The 17,804-nt window shown below is 27.4% G+C and carries 19 protein-coding genes and 1 other annotated feature; of the genes, 2 read left to right on the top strand and 17 right to left on the bottom strand.

Annotation, left to right across the window (positions count from 1 at the left end):
• Positions 1–26 precede the first annotated feature (26 nt).
• The 7 genes from KQI77_RS11355 to KQI77_RS11325 form a co-directional block, all read right to left on the bottom strand.
• A complete protein-coding gene (locus KQI77_RS11355) occupies positions 27–1,382 on the bottom strand; it encodes a PFL family protein (protein WP_216390625.1) in 1,356 nt (451 codons plus the stop codon).
• A gap of 30 nt (positions 1,383–1,412) precedes the next feature.
• Positions 1,413–1,682, bottom strand: coding sequence for an ACT domain-containing protein (locus tag KQI77_RS11350; RefSeq protein ID WP_216390541.1), 270 nt, complete (start codon positions 1,680–1,682; stop codon positions 1,413–1,415).
• Between the two features lie 72 nt (positions 1,683–1,754).
• Positions 1,755–1,937: a binding site (T-box leader), on the bottom strand.
• Positions 1,938–2,040: 103 nt separating this feature from the next.
• Positions 2,041–2,997, bottom strand: a complete 957-nt coding sequence (locus tag KQI77_RS11345) for a hypothetical protein (protein WP_216390540.1) — start codon at positions 2,995–2,997, stop codon at positions 2,041–2,043.
• Positions 2,998–3,171: 174 nt separating this feature from the next.
• Positions 3,172–3,816, bottom strand: a complete 645-nt coding sequence (aat, locus tag KQI77_RS11340) for a leucyl/phenylalanyl-tRNA--protein transferase (RefSeq protein WP_216390539.1) — start codon at positions 3,814–3,816, stop codon at positions 3,172–3,174.
• An 8-nt stretch (positions 3,817–3,824) separates the two neighbouring features.
• Positions 3,825–4,472 (bottom strand): hypothetical protein, encoded by a 648-nt coding sequence (locus KQI77_RS11335; protein ID WP_216390538.1) that lies wholly within the window; start codon positions 4,470–4,472, stop codon positions 3,825–3,827.
• On the bottom strand, positions 4,450–5,139 hold the full coding sequence (locus KQI77_RS11330; protein ID WP_216390537.1) for a DNA-3-methyladenine glycosylase: 690 nt from the start codon (positions 5,137–5,139) through the stop codon (positions 4,450–4,452). The genes KQI77_RS11335 and KQI77_RS11330 overlap by 23 nt, the downstream gene beginning before the upstream one ends.
• Before the next feature lie 27 nt (positions 5,140–5,166).
• On the bottom strand, positions 5,167–5,388 hold the full coding sequence (locus tag KQI77_RS11325; RefSeq protein ID WP_216390536.1) for a hypothetical protein: 222 nt from the start codon (positions 5,386–5,388) through the stop codon (positions 5,167–5,169).
• Positions 5,389–5,469: 81 nt separating this feature from the next.
• Here KQI77_RS11325 and KQI77_RS11320 point away from each other — a divergent pair, with 81 nt between their 5' ends.
• Positions 5,470–6,465 carry an amidase domain-containing protein gene (locus KQI77_RS11320; RefSeq protein WP_216390535.1) on the top strand — a complete coding sequence of 332 codons (996 nt, stop codon included), beginning with the start codon at positions 5,470–5,472 and terminating at the stop codon, positions 6,463–6,465.
• Positions 6,466–6,570: 105 nt separating this feature from the next.
• Here KQI77_RS11320 and KQI77_RS11315 read toward each other — a convergent pair whose 3' ends face one another.
• The 3 genes from KQI77_RS11315 to KQI77_RS11305 all read right to left on the bottom strand — a co-directional run bounded on the left by KQI77_RS11315 (position 6,571) and on the right by KQI77_RS11305 (position 9,511).
• Positions 6,571–6,954 carry a hypothetical protein gene (locus KQI77_RS11315; protein WP_216390534.1) on the bottom strand — a complete coding sequence of 128 codons (384 nt, stop codon included), beginning with the start codon at positions 6,952–6,954 and terminating at the stop codon, positions 6,571–6,573.
• A gap of 167 nt (positions 6,955–7,121) precedes the next feature.
• A complete protein-coding gene (locus tag KQI77_RS11310) occupies positions 7,122–8,045 on the bottom strand; it encodes a DUF2156 domain-containing protein (protein ID WP_253289443.1) in 924 nt (307 codons plus the stop codon).
• 95 nt (positions 8,046–8,140) lie between these two features.
• The gene (locus tag KQI77_RS11305) at positions 8,141–9,511 is read right to left on the bottom strand and encodes an MATE family efflux transporter (protein ID WP_253289442.1); all 1,371 of its coding nucleotides are present in this window, start codon (positions 9,509–9,511) and stop codon (positions 8,141–8,143) included.
• 158 nt (positions 9,512–9,669) lie between these two features.
• On the opposite strand from KQI77_RS11305, the gene thiT reads away from it, so the two are divergent.
• Complete coding sequence (gene thiT, locus KQI77_RS11300; protein ID WP_216390533.1) at positions 9,670–10,326, top strand: energy-coupled thiamine transporter ThiT; 657 nt, start codon at positions 9,670–9,672, stop codon at positions 10,324–10,326.
• A 114-nt stretch (positions 10,327–10,440) separates the two neighbouring features.
• Here thiT and KQI77_RS11295 read toward each other — a convergent pair whose 3' ends face one another.
• From KQI77_RS11295 to KQI77_RS11265, 7 genes are all read right to left on the bottom strand, one after another.
• The gene (locus KQI77_RS11295) at positions 10,441–12,204 is read right to left on the bottom strand and encodes a PAS domain-containing sensor histidine kinase (RefSeq protein ID WP_216390532.1); all 1,764 of its coding nucleotides are present in this window, start codon (positions 12,202–12,204) and stop codon (positions 10,441–10,443) included.
• 12 nt (positions 12,205–12,216) lie between these two features.
• Positions 12,217–14,031, bottom strand: coding sequence for a HAMP domain-containing sensor histidine kinase (locus KQI77_RS11290; protein ID WP_216390531.1), 1,815 nt, complete (start codon positions 14,029–14,031; stop codon positions 12,217–12,219).
• Between the two features lie 353 nt (positions 14,032–14,384).
• Positions 14,385–14,579: a hypothetical protein gene (locus KQI77_RS11285; RefSeq protein ID WP_216390530.1), complete on the bottom strand. Its 195-nt coding sequence runs from the start codon at positions 14,577–14,579 to the stop codon at positions 14,385–14,387.
• 91 nt (positions 14,580–14,670) lie between these two features.
• Positions 14,671–14,874 carry a hypothetical protein gene (locus KQI77_RS11280; RefSeq protein WP_216390529.1) on the bottom strand — a complete coding sequence of 68 codons (204 nt, stop codon included), beginning with the start codon at positions 14,872–14,874 and terminating at the stop codon, positions 14,671–14,673.
• 254 nt (positions 14,875–15,128) lie between these two features.
• Positions 15,129–15,656: a Gx transporter family protein gene (locus KQI77_RS11275; RefSeq protein ID WP_216390528.1), complete on the bottom strand. Its 528-nt coding sequence runs from the start codon at positions 15,654–15,656 to the stop codon at positions 15,129–15,131.
• Positions 15,640–16,020, bottom strand: a complete 381-nt coding sequence (locus tag KQI77_RS11270; RefSeq protein WP_216390527.1) for a NusG domain II-containing protein — start codon at positions 16,018–16,020, stop codon at positions 15,640–15,642. The genes KQI77_RS11275 and KQI77_RS11270 overlap by 17 nt, the downstream gene beginning before the upstream one ends.
• Positions 16,021–16,022: 2 nt before the next feature.
• On the bottom strand, positions 16,023–17,798 hold the full coding sequence (locus KQI77_RS11265) for an FAD:protein FMN transferase (RefSeq protein ID WP_216390526.1): 1,776 nt from the start codon (positions 17,796–17,798) through the stop codon (positions 16,023–16,025).
• Positions 17,799–17,804: the final 6 nt, after the last annotated feature.

Genomic DNA, 17,804 nt, shown 5'->3' with positions numbered 1-17,804 from the left:
ATAGAAACATATAACACTTAAAATTACTAGTTCTTAAATGAGTGAATTGGTGCTGGTATTCTACCACCTCTAGCTATAAATGCTTCTGATGAATTAGGGTTTACTCTCATAACTGGAGCTCTTCCTAATAATCCTCCAAATTCAACCATATCTCCTACTTTACATCCTGGAGCTGGAATTATTCTAACTGCAGTTGTTTTATTATTAATAACACCTATTGCAGCTTCATCAGCTATCATTGCTGATAATGTAGATGCAGATGTATCTCCTGGTACAGCTATCATATCTAATCCAACTGAACATACACAAGTCATAGCTTCTAGCTTTTCTAAATTAAGTGATCCACCTACTACTGCATCTATCATACCAGCATCTTCTGATACTGGGATAAATGCTCCACTTAATCCTCCAACATGACTACATGCCATTACTCCACCTTTTTTAACTGCATCATTTAACATTGCAAGAGCAGCTGTAGTTCCATGTGTACCAACTGTTTCAAGTCCCATTTCTTCTAATATATGAGCAACTGAATCACCTATAGCTGGTGTTGGTGCAAGTGATAAATCTATTATTCCAAATGGAACCCCTAATCTCTTAGAAGCTTCTTGTGCAACTAGTTCTCCCATTCTTGTTACCTTAAATGCTGTTTTCTTAATTGTTTCAGCTAGAACGTCAAAAGATTCTCCTCTAACCTTTTCTATAGCTCTTTCTACAACTCCTGGTCCACTTACTCCAACGTTTATAACTACGTCAGCTTCACCTACTCCGTGGAAAGCTCCAGCCATAAACGGATTATCTTCTACTGCATTTGCAAATACTACTAATTTTGCACAACCAAAGCCTTTTTGTTCCTTAGTTAATTCTGCTGTTTCCTTCATTATAACACCTAAATCTCTAACAGCATTCATATTAATTCCGCTCTTAGAAGATCCTACATTTACTGAAGAACAAACTTTTTTAGTACAAGCTAATGCTTCTGGAATAGATTTTATTAATATCTTATCTCCCTTAGTACATCCTTTTTGTACTAATGCTGAGAAACCTCCAATGAAGTCTATTCCTAAATCTTCAGCAGCTTTATCTAATACCTTTGCAAATTCAACATAATTCTCATCATCAGTTGCACCTGCAATAATAGATATAGGAGTTACTGAAACTCTCTTATTTACTATTGGAATACCAAACTCTGTTTGTATTTCATTAGCGACCTTTACAAGGTCTTTAGCACATCTCATTATTTTATCATATATCTTCTTTCTAGCTTTTTCTCCATCAGAATCTATACAATCTAATAATGATATTCCCATAGTAATAGTTCTAATATCTAATTTTTCTTCTTCTATCATTTTGATAGTTTCTAATATATTATTCGTAGTAATATTTGTACTCATCTTTAAACCACCTTTTTCTTATAGTGAATGCATCTTTTGGAATATATCTTCTCTTTGAATCTTAACGTCTACTTTAAGTTCTTTTCCCTTTAATTCTAGATCCTTTTTTATATCTTCAAAGCTCTTGTTAGCATTACTAGTATCTAGCATCATCATCATAGTAAAATATCCATCCATAATTGTTTGGTTAACATTTAATATGTTAATGTTGAATTTACTTAATTCATTACTTACTCCTGCAATTATTCCTACTTGATCTTTACCGATTACTGTTAAAATTGATTTCATGTTACTATCCTCTCCTTAAAAGTTAGATATAATTTATTTTAATTCCCTAGAGAACAAAAAAAGCTCTTACCATAAAGGGACGAAATATCATTCCGCGGTTCCACCCTTCTTGGCTTAAGCCCATCTTTCACTACATAGATTCTCTCTACTTTCTGCTCAGAGATTCCTTTCATAAAATCTGCTTAACTAGTTGCACCACCCCTAGTCTCTCTAAAAAGCATATAATTTATTACTCTTTCTCTTCATCACAAAATATTCATTTATCATTTACATTCTTTATTTTACATATTATTAACCATTATGTCAAATAAATTCATAAAAGTAATTGGATCTATAGATTTATTTACTATTGATCCAATTATATAGAAATACTAATTGGTAATACTACTAGTGATACTCCTTCACATTTTAAATTTGGCATTTCTGGGACAACTATACCACTACTTGTCATGGCATCACAATATGGGCAAAAATTATCTAATACTTTTTCATAATATTCTTGTTGTGCTGTTTTTCTAAGTAAACTTATACATTCACCACTTGCAGCAACTTTTAATACTTTACCAAATACAGTACATGGACAATCCACTCTATCATATACATATGCTTTATTATTCATAAAATAATTATCATTTACATTCAAAACAACTTGAGTATTCCCACATGTAAGTATTAAATCTTCAGTAGAATTTTTATTTAAAATTTCACTTAAATGATTCATAAATGTATTCATAGAATTAAAATCCATACAGCACTTATCTTTGAAGTTTTGTGAAATCATATTATTAAGGTTTTCGCATCCAAAGCAATTAAATACAGTTAGAACTGAATCCACATACGAATTAACTGATTTACTAGTAAGCTCTCCATGAATACTTACATAATCCCCTGCCTTTACTTGATTTTCGTTTATTGTTATATTATCAAATTCTTTAACATCGTATTTATTTCCTATCTCCTGTATCAATTGACTATGAAGCGTAAATGTAGTATATATTCTCTGAAACTCTTCTTCTCGTCTTATAAATTCCCTATTTTCTAGAAAACCTCTATTAAAATTTGATTCTTCACAACTACCTACATTATAATAATTGTCAGATTTAAACCCGTCTCTTCTCTCATCCCCTCTTCTATCTTCTTCATATCCTCTATTTCTCTCTTCTATAGCTGCATTACCTAACAATGTTCTATCTTGAATAAGTTTAGTAGTTCTTATATTGATATAGCCACTTAACATTAAAGAAGATAGATTTGTAACTAAGCCTTCGTCTAAATACATTAAAAGAGCAAGAGTGCTTAAGCCATTAAGATCCATAAACATCATCACATCCTTGCAGTTTTAATAAATAATATGATTTTTTTTATTATTTAATGTATATAATTTAGTGAAATGGGCAATAATTATAATATCTCCTTTATTTATAGGTATGAATAACATCATTAAGGGAGTACATCATTTTTGAATGTACTCCCTTTCTCATTACAATTATTAACTTAATCCTTTATCTATTAACTTCAAGAATTCATCGAATTCTATCATCTTAGCTCCCATAGATATAAGGTGGTCAGTTTTCATTTGACAATCTATGAATTCAAACTTATTCTTTTCTAGAATTCTAGCTAGTTTAATAAGTGCTATTTTAGATGCATTACTTACTTTTGAGAACATTGATTCTCCGAAGAAACATCTGCCTATAACAACACCATATAATCCTCCAACTAGTTCTCCCTCTAGATATGATTCTACACTTAAAGCATAACCAGCATTATGTAACCTAATATAAGCATTTTTCATTTCTTCTGTAATCCATGTACCTTCTTCTTTTCTCATAGATTGACAATTGCTAATAACTCCTTCAAAGTCATTATCTATAGTTACGTTAAACATATCTTTTTTTATAATCTTAGCCATAGACTTAGATACTTTAATCTCTTGAGGTAATAGTATACATCTAGGTTTAGGACTCCACCACATAATAGGATCCCCTTCATTATACCAAGGAAATATACCATTTACATATGCCTCTAACAACCTATCTACAGATAAATCTCCTCCTATAGCTAGCAAGCCATCATCTTCTGCCAAGTGAGGATCAGGAAACACTATCTCCTCTGACAATCTAAAAATGCTCATATAATCACCTACTCTATCTCTACATAACCACTTTCATCAATCATACCAAACTCTACTGATACATTATCTCCTTGATCTAAATCATATAAATTATAGCCATAATAATCCTTACCTGTTACAGGACTATTTTCCTTATCATATAGATATAGATAATATTTTTTCTTTCCATCTTTTAAGAAATAATACTTTCCATCTTCAACCTTAAGTTGGTAGTTAACGCATATTGAATCACTACATACTAAATATTCTATGGCTTTACTCTTGGTAAACTCTCCATCTGTTGATGCATTATCTAGAGAAGTAGATCCATTCTTATTATTACTATCAACTATTCCATTAACAGTTTCTTCTAACTTAGAATCTTCTGAAGAAGACGTATTATTATTAGTAGTAGTAGTATTATTGTTATTTGAATTAGGAGTATCCACTACATTATTATCATTAGAAGTACTATTAGTATCTTTGTTAGAATCCTTAATATTATCTTTTTTATCTGTAGTATTATTGTCTTTTGGTGATTCTGAAGGTTCAACAGTGCTTACCTTATTATTGTCCTGGTTAGTTTTATATAAATATATTCCTGCTCCAAATGCAATTACTATAAGTATTAAAACCGATGCTAATACTTTCTTTTTACTTTTTTTCTTTTTTGCCATCTTTGTTCTCTCTCCCTACTTTATCCTTTTTTGATACATATGGATTATCTCTATAATAAAATCTATATAAATAATCTCGTGCCTCCTCTGCATAATCAATGCCTATACGTTTACTCTCTACTATATCTCCACACACTTCCTCTTTGGTTTCATATATTTTCTTTATATTATCATCTGCTTCTATTATAAATAATTCTCCACCTAAAAGCATAGTATTATTTAATTTTTTAGTAATATCCATAGCCATACATAATTTAGATGGTCCAGATGTTAAATTAAGTCTTTCCTTTTTAGTAAGTTCTATATATGATTTATCATTCCTATTGCTTGACATATAGTTCAATCCAATAAGTGGCTCTACTGCTCTTATAAGAACTCCTTGAGGTTCTCCTTCTTCTTTTGTTATAGCATTTAAACATACATACATTCCATATATCTGATATATATACGCTGTTCCTGGAGGCCCATATAGAGGCATAACTCTAGGTGTCTTCTTTCCACCATATACATGTGCTGCTTTATCTTTCACTCCTAGATATCCTTCTGTTTCCACTATCTTGCCTGCCACTATCTTGTTATCTATCTTATGTACTAATATCTTGCCTAATAATTCCCTTGCAACAACTAATGTATCTCTATTATAAAAATTGTCCTCTAATATATTCATAAGCATAATTCCTTTTTTGTAAATTAATTATTTATGAAGAACTTTAATAATAACTAATATTGTAGCTATTATTATGGATAAGAAAGATAAAATAACAGATAAAACTACATATCTCATTCCTTTGTGATAATTCATCTTATCCTCTTCTTCACCTTTGCCAAAGTTTCTAAGTTTAGTCCTACCATAAAAAAATGATATTAAATTTATAATTATTACAACTGCTAATATAGCTATTAATATTGTTTTCATATTTAATCCCCCTACTTTTTTGTTAACTCTCTATCTATTATATGCATAAATTATTATTAATCAATAATGGTGTTGTTTTTTATGTATAATAATATTATTAAATTATATTTTAAATCAATATCTTGTGCAAAAAAAGATAGAATAATAAATAAATTAAATAAACTCTCCTTAAATCCAACACTTATTCAAGAAATACGCCTTCTAAATAAATTCAAAGAAACATGGCGCTTATCATTAGGTTATGCAATAAAAAAAGAAAAATACGTAATTAAAAATATTACTTCTACTAAAAATAAAAATACTATATCTTCTATAATTAAAGTTAAGCACAACTTCACATACACTAAAGGAACAGAAAATGTATCTTCTTCTGAAATTCTTGAATACGCTTTCTTTTGTAAAAAAATAAATTTAAAATGGTTTATTGTAGATGTTTATAATAAAGAATTATTTTCATCTCTATATACAAAAATAACCGATAAATCATTTGATTATTTTAGTAGAGATAACTCTAATTTGCTCCTTATACGTGATAATATCAAATTGTATTATTGGCAAAACAAATTAAAATCTATCGAATCACTTGTATTAGCCTATAAAAAAACACTATCTACTCAAAACAAATCACATATATATCGTGGTTATAATAGAATTAATGCAATTAATTATGCCCAAAAACATGCTCTTAATTACAATAACTCCTACAAGAGTTTCGATAACTCTGGTGGTGATTGCACTAATTATATCTCTCAGTGTTTACACGCAGGTGGAATACCTTTTTCTAATAGCTGGGCTCCATACAAAAATCCCTGGATTCGTGTAAAAGACCTATATTATTATTTAATTAATAATAACATAGGTATAGACTATGAAGTAGATTCAAATTATTCTATAGGAGATATAATTCAATTCTTCTCTAATGAGAAAGGATTTTTCTCTCATTCAGGAATAATAACCAAAATAAATCAATATGGCGAATACTTCTACTGCTGTCACTCTCTAGATAAATTAAATTTTCCCTTAAGTGAAATCTATCCATTATATTATGACAAATACAGAATAATTCACATAAATTAAAAAAAACAAAACTTAAATAATGTTTTTTATGACTCCTTATAGATTAAAAAAGTACCTAGCATAAAAATTCCACTAGGTACTTTGTATATTGTAAAATATTATATATTATCTAAAACAATCTCTAAGTGCTGCTTTTTCATATTCCTTAAGATTATAATTAATAACTTGGTTTTTACTTATCCATCTATAATCTATAAAAGATTTATCAAGCATAGGTTTTTCTTTTATATTAGCTTTAAATACCATAACACTTTCATCATTTTCTTCATCAACAACATATTCGCCTACTTGTTCTAAGTCAAAAGCTAACGCTTTTATACAATCCTTTATTCCCCTAGTAATAGATTTTTCATAACTCTCTTTTCCTCTAAGTTTACTACTTACTAAACTCCATTCTTCAGGCTCTGCTTTCTTAACCTTTTTCTGAAGAATTAAAACATTCTCAAAGTCATCTTTTATTACTAGTGAACATCCCATTATTTTAGACATTATAATTCCCCCTATTCATCCATGAAATATATTTAATTTTATCATAAATTTTTCGGAAATTGTAGTTTTTTTTCGAATTTTATATTTATCAATACATAAACAATCAAATAACCACATCAATATCCTCTGTACCCATACAATATTTATCGTCTATATTTGTATATACTTTATATGTTATCTATTAATTCTAATTTATATTTTTTTTCGTAATATATAGGATTATATGATAGCTTTGCCTTTCTAATCCCCTCTATGCCTGCATCATCCTCTCTATTTACTATCAGTGCTTCTTTAAATTCACATTCAAGAAACTTTTGATTTATAAATTGATATAGACCATTTATATTAGGATTGGCTTTTTCAACGTGAATTATAGCCATTCTCTCTAATTTATTATATTCTCCTATAGTAAAAGCTTGTAAAACATTATCTATATACACACCTGCTACTTTTACATCAAGTTTATCTAAATTATTAAACACTTTTTTTATGCCTTCTATCTCTGCTAACAATTCTGTCGTACAATTATTTTTTAAGCTTGTCCAAAAATCTAAAAATTTAAACACATCATATTTATCTTTTTGTAATAATATTTTATATTGATATCTATTTAAATAATTATTTAAAAAAATATTTAAATGGTTTTTTTTTGTATGATATTTTCTTCCTTCTAGTTTTGTTAATTCCATATAATCATATATATAATCTTTATTGTCCATTAACTCTTTAACAATATACTTATCTTCATGAGATAATAAATATCTTACTGCTTCTTCATCTGCTTCATTTATCTTAAAATTTCTATTTAGTTCGTATTTATAATAATTTTTCAAATTAAAAATGGCGTTATTCAAGTCCTCTTCTAAACACATGGGCATCTGAGAAAAATATTCTCCATCTCTATTCATAAGCCATATTAAAGCTTTATCACAAATTGCATATTGTGTATTGCATAGATCTGACCACATATAATAATTTAAAAAAGTACTATCACAGCTTTTATTTCTCCGAAGCATAAAAAACTTTTTTAATTTCTCATAATCATCTGCTTGAATCTTTTTAAATTCAAGTTTCTTCATCATTGTTCTCATTTTTATTCTCCTATCGTAACATATAATTTCATGATTAATATATTATATTCACCATATTATAAAAGTGTTGCTCTTAGGAGACTATTCAAAGAATATTATATAACTTCCTCTGTATCTACATTATAAATTTTTCTAGTAAGTACGAAATATGCTATAACAATTACAGCAACTGTAATTATCCAACTAACTGGATAAACCATCATAAGGGTCTTATAGGTATGATTTTTAACAAACACTGTTCCTACCCATAATAATCTAAATCCACATACACCTGCTATAGTAATAAGTGCTGGTACTAAGGAACGTCCAAGTCCTCTTAAACCTCCAGATATTATATCTAGGAATGAATTTATAAACTGAAAAATCAAAACATATCTCATTCTAATAAATGCATATTTATATACAGCATCTTTTGTTGTATATATACTTATAAATGCATGTTTCCATCTATAAAAAATCATACTTAATATAAAACAAGATGTACTCCCAAAAATAATACATAAAAGAAGTGCTTTTTTACATCTTGAATACTTTCTTGCGCCATAATTTTGACTTACAAATGTTACTGCTGTTTGACTAAATGCATTTAATAAAAAATATGTAAAGTACTCATAATTTAAGGCAGCAGATGATCCTGCAATTCCATCAGATCCAAAACTATTTATAGCAGCTTGTATACACACATTAGATATTGAAAATACCATTCCTTGAAGTCCTGCAGGAAGTCCTATTCTAGCCATAGACTTTAAATTATGTTTGTTAATTTTTATATTCTTTAGATCTAACTTTATTTCATTTTCTTCATGAGTAAGAAAATATAATATACATGAAGAACTTATAATATTTGCTATTACAGTTGCTATTCCTACTCCTGCAACTCCTAATTTACATACAAGTACAAAAAATAAATTTAATATTACATTCACTACTCCTGATATACACAAACATATAAGAGGTTTCTTGGTATCGCCTTTACTTCTAAGTATAGCTGAACCAAAATTATATATCATCATAAACGGCATGCCTATAAAATATATTTTAAGATAAGCTGATGCAAGATTTATAACATCTTTTGGCGACCCTATAAGAATAAGTATTGGTTTAGTTATAAAAAAACCAACAACTAATAAAAATACTCCACTTAAAATTGCAATAGCTATTGCAGTATGTACAGCAGATCCTATTTTTTCTTTTCTTCCTTGCCCTATATATCTTGATACAACAACATTTGCCCCTATTGATAAACCAACAAAAAGATTAATTATAAGGTTAATTATTGCTTGATTGCTTCCAACTGCGGCTAAAGCTTCACTACCACAAAACCTTCCAACAACAGCTATATCTGCAGAATTAAATAATTGTTGTAGTACACTAGTAGCTGCTAATGGCAATGCAAACAATAAAATTTTATTCCATAAACTACCTTCAGTTATTCCTCCTTCTTTAGATTTATTTATCATTTTCATTATATTCTCCACCTGATTAAAATCCTCCATAAATAACATATTTTTAACATTTCAGAAAGTATATTAATTACAATCATATAAATTATATACTTTGATAATTATTAAAATCAATGTATAATTTTAAACTGTAATAAAAATAATAACCAAGGAGATTTTATATGAATATTTTTAATGATTGGATTTCTAGATTTCATTCTTATTTTTCTAATTTTTCCGAAAAATTTCAAGATATCTATAAGAATCCTAGTGCATTAATAGGTATTTTGGCACTTATTGTACTTATAATTGCACTTCTTAAGTTTAAGAAAATAAAGATAAGTGCACCTATGCTTGCACGAATTGCAATAGCTATTGCAATTGCATGTGTACTACAGATTCTTAGAATATTTCACTTTCCTATGGGAGGTAGTATTACTCTAGGTGGTATGGTACCTTTACTTATAATTTCATTTATGTATGGACCTGAAGTTGGAATGTTGACAGGCTTTGTATATGGTTTATTAAATTTATTTTTAGATCCTTATATACTACATCCAGTTCAAGTACTATTAGATTATCCTCTTCCATCTATAGCTATAGGCCTTGCTGGTTACTTTAAAGAAAAACCACTTTTAGGTACATTTATTGCGTTTTTAGTCAAGTTTATATGTCACTTTATATCAGGAGTTGTTTTCTTTGGTCAATATGGAGCTGATTACGGAATGAATTCATATGTGTATTCTCTAGCTGTTAATGCACCTATGGTTTTTATAGAAGCAATAATATGTATGATAATTATACATATACTTTGTCATAAATATCCTAATAAATTCTAACATTTTAAGGATGAAAAAAGTATCAAAACGCTACTACTATCGCTTTGACACTTTTTCATCCTTAAATATATTCCTTAATTTATGTTTTACACAATCTCTACTTTTTCAAGACAATTATTTTATTGGAAGATGTACTATAAATTCACTTCCACTTCCATATTCACTTTTTACCTCTACAGTTCCCCCATGCATTTCAACATATTCTCTAACTAAATGTAAACCTATTCCACTTCCGCAGCACCATCTTTCATCACTATCTTGTATTCTATGATATTTATAAAATATGCTATTTAAGCACTCCTTTTTTATTCCAAACCCATCATCTTTTACATGTAATTCTATATAATCATCTATTTTTTTTAATACAACTAATATAGTTCCTTTTTCATCTGTAAATTTTATCGCATTACTTATAAGATTGGTTACTATAGTTGCTATTTTATCTTCATCATAAAACATATCAATAAATTCTTCATTAGTATCAAATACCATTTCTATATCTTTAACCTTGGCATAATCAATCATATTATCAAAGACATTCTCTATAAATTCAACTATATTACCTCTTACAGCATCAAATGCAATTACACCTATATCCATTTTAGTTGCATCTATTATCTGTTCTAGTTTATTTGATAAATAAACTCTATTTCTCCTTATTACATCTAGGTATTTTTTATACTCCTCTTCGTCCTCAGAAGTCTTAGTCAAATCACTTATAAGTTGATATGTACTAGAAATAACATTTAAAGGTGTATTAAATTCATGAGATAAATTTGAGAAGAACTCCATTCTTATCTGTTCTAGCTTTTCTTCTGCAAGTTTTTTTTCTGTAATATCTCGTGCCATAGTAACTACTCCAACTACTTCGCTTCTTTCACTTAAAAGAGGAGTTTTTTTCACTTCTATATATTTAATACCTTCCTCATATATTGTATTTTCATATTCAAATGAAGCTTCTCTACCTTCATTTAAAACTTTTCTACTATACTTCTTATCCTTATCACGAAGTTCTTCTAATTTCTTTTGTTTACTTAATAACTCTTTGCAAGCAATCCTATATCCCTTACATTTTTTTATATAATTTTTGTTAGCATATGTAAGTTCTAGATTCTTATCAACACATCCCAAAGAATGTGGCATAGCATCACATATTGCTTTTAGTCTTTTTTCACGTTTTTTTCTTTCATTCAACGGCATTGTTTTATCATCTGTTTCTATTGCAAATCCCATAATGCCTATTATATTTTCAGATTCTTTTACAGGAATTAAATTAATACTAAATTCTATATTATTTATTAATTTATTAACTGATACTATTTCTTCTCCTTGAGATGCTCTTCTTTCTTCTTCTATCAATGCTGACTTTTCATTAAATACTTCTTCTGAAGTTTTTCCTATAAAATTCTCAGAACATAAGCTATGAACTTTTTTGCAAGCATTCAAATAACTTTTACTAATTTTTATATATCTGCCATCTATATATTTAACCCAATAAATATATTTTTCTCCTTTTATAAGGTTTTTAACAAATAGTTCATCTAATGCATACTTTTTTTCTAAACTCACTAATATATAATTTTCTTTTATTATTTTTAGTTTTACATCACAAAACTCACCAAATACATTTATATATTCTAAAATATTTGCTTCCCCATAATCTAAACATTTACTTATAACTAATGATAAATTATTTTTAAATTCTATATTAAAAAAATCTGATAAATAAATATAATCTTGTAATTCATCTTCATCCTTAAATAATTCACTAAAATCATTTATTTGTATATCTAAAACATCATTTTTATTAATTACTTTTCCCCATAAACAATACGCTGGTATTGTTGCTAATATACTAGCATAATAGTTATTGTCCAAATTTATTCCTCCTTAAAAATTTATATCCGAGAACTCAATTTTTATAGAGTTTTTGCAATGCTCTTTATATATCTCTTTATATTGAACCTCTTGCCCATCATTTATTTCTATAGGAATATCTATTATAAATTCTGATCCTTTCCCAACTTCACTTAATAAACTTATTTCTCCTTTATGTAATTCAACAAATCCCTTAGTAATGTATAATCCCATACCACTGCCTTCATTTATCTTTGTGAATCTATCACCTATTTGCTTCATCTTATCAAAAACCTCTGGAAATTCTTCTTTAGGTATTCCTATACCTCTATCTTTTACCTTTATAATAACTCTATCCTCTAAGCACAGTAATTCAACTAGTATAGGCTTATTATCTATAGAAAACTTTATTGAATTAGATAATAAATTAAGTATTATTCTATAAAATTTATCTTCATCTAATGCCATAATACATTCTTCTACATTAGTATCAAAAATAACAGTTATACCATAATCCTTTACACAAGAATTAACAATATCTATTATCATTTCTAATAGGTAGACTATATCATAATTTTTCTTATATAATTCAATTCCTCCAGCATCTAAATTATTAGAGTCAATAAGATTATTTACAACTTTAAATAATCTAAACACATTTTTTCTAACTATATCAAAATATCTAGTAGGTATTACATGTTTTTTTCTATCATTAACTTCTTGTAACATTTGAATTGCTGAATATATAACATTTAATGGAGTTCGTAGTTCATGAGATAAATTAGCAAACAAATCACCTCTAAGTTGTTCTAATTCTTCCCTTTCAATTATATTTTCAGTTACATCTCTTGCTATAGTTAATACTCCTATAATTTTGTTTTCTTCAGATATTGGACATTTTGTTATTTCTAGATTTCTATTTTCACCATTATGTAGTTTTATACTTCTTGTCACTGAAATCTTTTTATTAAACCTTATAACTTCTGTATTAAATTCTACAGATTCCCAATATTCACTCATATTATATATTAATAACTCTTTGTTTTCTTCATTATTAAATACCTTATTAGAATATCTTAATTCATTATCAACTCCTACAAATGTTATGTACTCTGGAATATTATCTAGTATAATTTCAAGCATATCGCATTTTAAACCATGATCATCTTGTTTATAATTTTCTGTCATATAACTAAATATACTTATAGTTCCCACAATTTCATCCCCTATGTCTAAAGGGTATATTATCTTATATAAAATTGCATCGTCTATAAAATTTATTCCTTCATATCTTGGAATTTCTTTTCTTATTATTTTCTGCTGAACATTCTGCAAATATTCACTTTCTATTCCAGAAACTATTTCTTCTATTCTTTTTCCTTTACTTACGAACTTAGATATAAAATTTTCATCTAGCTTTTTGCTACTATACATGTACCTACCTAAAGAATCTTTTAAATTTACTTTTAACCCTTTACTGTAAAATGCTCTGATAACATTTTCATCCATAGTAATTTCTTTTCTAAGCCATACTATACAATCATTGTCTGTAATTTTATTGATATTTATCAAAAAGAATTTATCTATTCCTTGAAAATATCCAAAAACAGTACATTGTTTTTGACTATCTAACTTCTTTATTGCATCAGAAAATATATTCTTTTCCCTTATATCAAAAACTTCCGTTGCTACCTTTCCTACTGCATCTTCCACATCTATATATTTTCTCATCTCATAATTACATTCTTTAATAATTACATCCATCATTTTGTTACGTTTATTTATAATGATTTCTCCCCAAAATGCTTTCATAGAATTATTCATAACTAATTCCCTACATAAATCCATATTTCCCATACCCCTAAATACAATTTATTTCATATTATCTACTATTATACAGCAAAAAAAGTGTTATTTGTAAACTTTTTTGTAATTTACTTTATATTTTTTCCTTATATTATATTTTAATCTATTTTATGCAAAAAAGTTCAACTTTTTCAAAGTTGAACTTTTGCTCTTTTTGCAGAAAGTTATACAATTTAAGGTTATGTTACAACAATGTGTACCTTTAATTTTATCTAAGTTACTTTCTACTAAAGGAATATATTCTCTTAGTTTAGGAATATCATTTTTATAGCATGCTAATGCTGCTTTTCGAATAGTCCTAGTTTCAAATATTATTTCAGATAATTTTTTAGTGTTTACATAGATGTCTTAGGAGCATCTAGCTTTAAACATAAATCTTTTTGTGTAACTATTTCATCCTTATTTTTCATCATCTCATAGTAAATTTGCATTTCATATAAAGTCAGTCCATGTGATGAAGCCCAAATTTCATAAGTTTGGTTAATTTTTCTAACTGCTTCATACATCCTATCTATTCTATTTCTGAGCATGTAGTTCACTTTCCTTTCTAAGCAGTACTATTTCGTACTATCTAATAGATTAATACGAAATCGTACTGTTGTTAAGTCACTTTTTCCTTCACTAATTAGTGAGTCCAAGACTCTCATTTACACCTAGCGACTCATCCTTAACAAGATCATACATACACTGTGCTATTCCAGCTCTCTCAATATCCTTACAAGCTGGTTGTTCTCCTTCTTTGGTTAAGAAATATTTTATATTATATCCATTCTTAATTCGGGGGCAACGAAGAAGTGTCATAACTACGTTGCTTGCCGCAATCATATCTGTTGCTTCGATATATTAAGGTCTTTGTTTTGCATACATATTTAGCATGATACCTCTTATATCTGTAATCTCATGATTTATTATTTTTTATAGAAAATATTTATATAGAAAGAGTGTTTTTTTAATTCTATGAGAAATCCTCCCTTAAAGAAAGAGAGGACATATTGATAAAATTAAAATATGAATCAGAAAAAGAACTGATTGAATTACAACAACGAATTGACGTCTTTCTGACAAGATTGAACATTGTTTTAAGATTTCTTTCTGCAAATTATTATATTTCTTTTTGATAAACAGAAAACTATATATCCTGTAAAAAATCCTGTTATAATTCCACTTATAATAAGAATAGGCAAATAATACATAATTTTAGTGCTATTAATTAAAAAAGCAGCAACTAATATTTGCCCTATATTATGTGCTATAGCACCTATTACACTTATCAATGGAATATATTCAATTCCCTTAAATATATTTTTAAATATAAGCATTGCAATAAGGCATAATATCCCCCCAATTAAACTATAGGAAAAACTAATTATTTGTCCGTAAAAAATATTTCCTATTACTATTCTCATCAATAAAATACTTACCGCTTCTTTAGTTCCAATATAATACATTGCAACTAAAGTAATTATATTAGCTAATCCAAGTTTTACACCTTGAATAGGTACTATAGGTGGGATTTGAGATTCTATCATAAAAATAGTTAATGCTATTGCAAGCAAAAGTGCCATCACTATTATTTTTTTTGTTTTTATATTAGTATGTTGCTGCATCTATTTTCTGCTCCTCATTACTATTAATTTCTATTATTACTTTATTAGGCAAACAAACTATTGGTACTGTTCCATTATTTATTTTCCCAGTATTTATACATACCTTATCACGGCATGATGCTTCTATTATAGATATTTCATTATGATTAACTTGGATTATATTATAATTTTCATCATCTCCAAGTTTTATTTCATAAGGTTTTTCTACTGAACTTAAATCTATAGTATATAAAAGTTTTTTATCTTTGTATATTTTTGCTATTTTTTCCCCTTTATTGTTTTTAATATATAATATTGAACACACTACAGATAATAATATAACTATTAAAAACAATATCTTAGGATACCTTTTCTTAATAAACATTCTTACATCACCTTTTCTATATTCATATCATCAGTTATAAATATAGCTTCTACATCATCAAGACTATCTATTAGTTTTTTTGCTTTATCTTTTCCAAGCACATATGTTGCTGTTGATAACGCATCTGCATCAATAGATTTATCTGCAATAATAGTGGTACTTACATATCCTTTTTCTGCAGGATATCCTGTAGATGGATCTAATATATGATGATATCTCTTCCCATCTTCTCCTATAAAATATCTCTCATAATTACCTGATGTCACAACTGTTTTATCTGAAATCTTCACACTATCTATAACATCACTTGTATCCTTAGGGTTACATATTCCTACATTATATTCCTCACCATTTTCTTTAGTACCAATTGTTAATACATTTCCACCTAAATTAAGTATACCTGACTTGATATTATATTCTTCTGTTAATACTTTTTTCATTTCATCAGCTATATATCCTTTTGCAATTGCACCTAAATTAATTTTTATTTTATCATTTAAAAACTTTATAGTCTTATTGTTAGGATCTAGTTCCACATTATTATAATTCTTTAAATTAATTTCACTAGCACACTCTTCATGACTAATTATTCTAGGAGTATCAGTACCTATCCCCCACTTATCAATTAAGTTTCCAATTGTAATATCTAAAGCTCCATCTGTAAGCTTACCATAATAAATTCCTTTATCTATTACATAATATAAATCATCACTTACATTTACTGCTTTATTATATCCATTATCATTTAGATAATTAAGTTCACTATCTGATATATTTACAGACATAATTTGCTCTAATTCTTTAGCTCTTTCAAATGCTTTTTCTAAAGCTTCTTGAGCATTGCTACCCCGAATTTTCCCATTTACAACTGTTCCTAATATTTCTTCAGTTTTAGAATACTCCTCTATATTATCACTTGTTTCTTTAGCTACATTTTTATTTGTATTAGGTAGTTTTAAAATTTGCGCCCCAAAAAACATACTAATTATTAAAATTAAAGTTATTATTATAGCAATATATTTATTTATTTTCTTACCTAATACTTTTACTTCAAAATTCTTACGTGGGCAAGCCTCTTCACACTTATAACATTTTATGCATTCTCCACTTTTCACTTCGTTTTCCTTATATAATTTAATTCCCATTGAACACTCATTAGTACATATTCTACATTTGCCACATTTCGAATTTTCCTTGTGTAATTCAAATAAATGCAATCTATCTACAATAGAAAAAATAGCTCCAAGAGGACACAAATATCTACAAAAAAATCTTTCAACAAATAAACATCCAATAGTAATAATAACTAGCAATATGATTCCTATTAAAAATCCGTCAAATCTAAATCTTAATGATACAATTTGTCCAAATACATCCCAAGGGCTCTTTCCATTTATAAAACTTGCATTATTAGTAATACATAAACAAATAATTATAAATAATATAAAATACTTCAAATACCTTAAATATGAATTATATTTTTCTATAGAAGTATTTTTTATTTTAATAAATTTTGATCCTATTATATATACAATGTCATTATATGCTCCAAAAGAACATATCCATCCACAGAAAAACCTTCCAAATAAAAATGTAAATATAATTAAAACCAAACCTAGTTTATTTGCAGTTGTTAAATTTTCAAATGTGCCTTGACTTATTGATGTAACAAGTGCCTTTATTCCATTAAATGCAAACGAAAAAATTGTAGGTGATATTACTATAAATACAATTTGCACAAATAATCTAATATAATTAACTAACTTCCTATTTTTCATTTAATC

Source organism: Clostridium sp. MSJ-8, from assembly GCF_018918325.1.
In the GTDB taxonomy this organism is placed as follows: Bacteria; Bacillota; Clostridia; order Clostridiales; family Clostridiaceae; genus Clostridium.
This window is presented reverse-complemented; position numbering and strand designations above follow the sequence as displayed.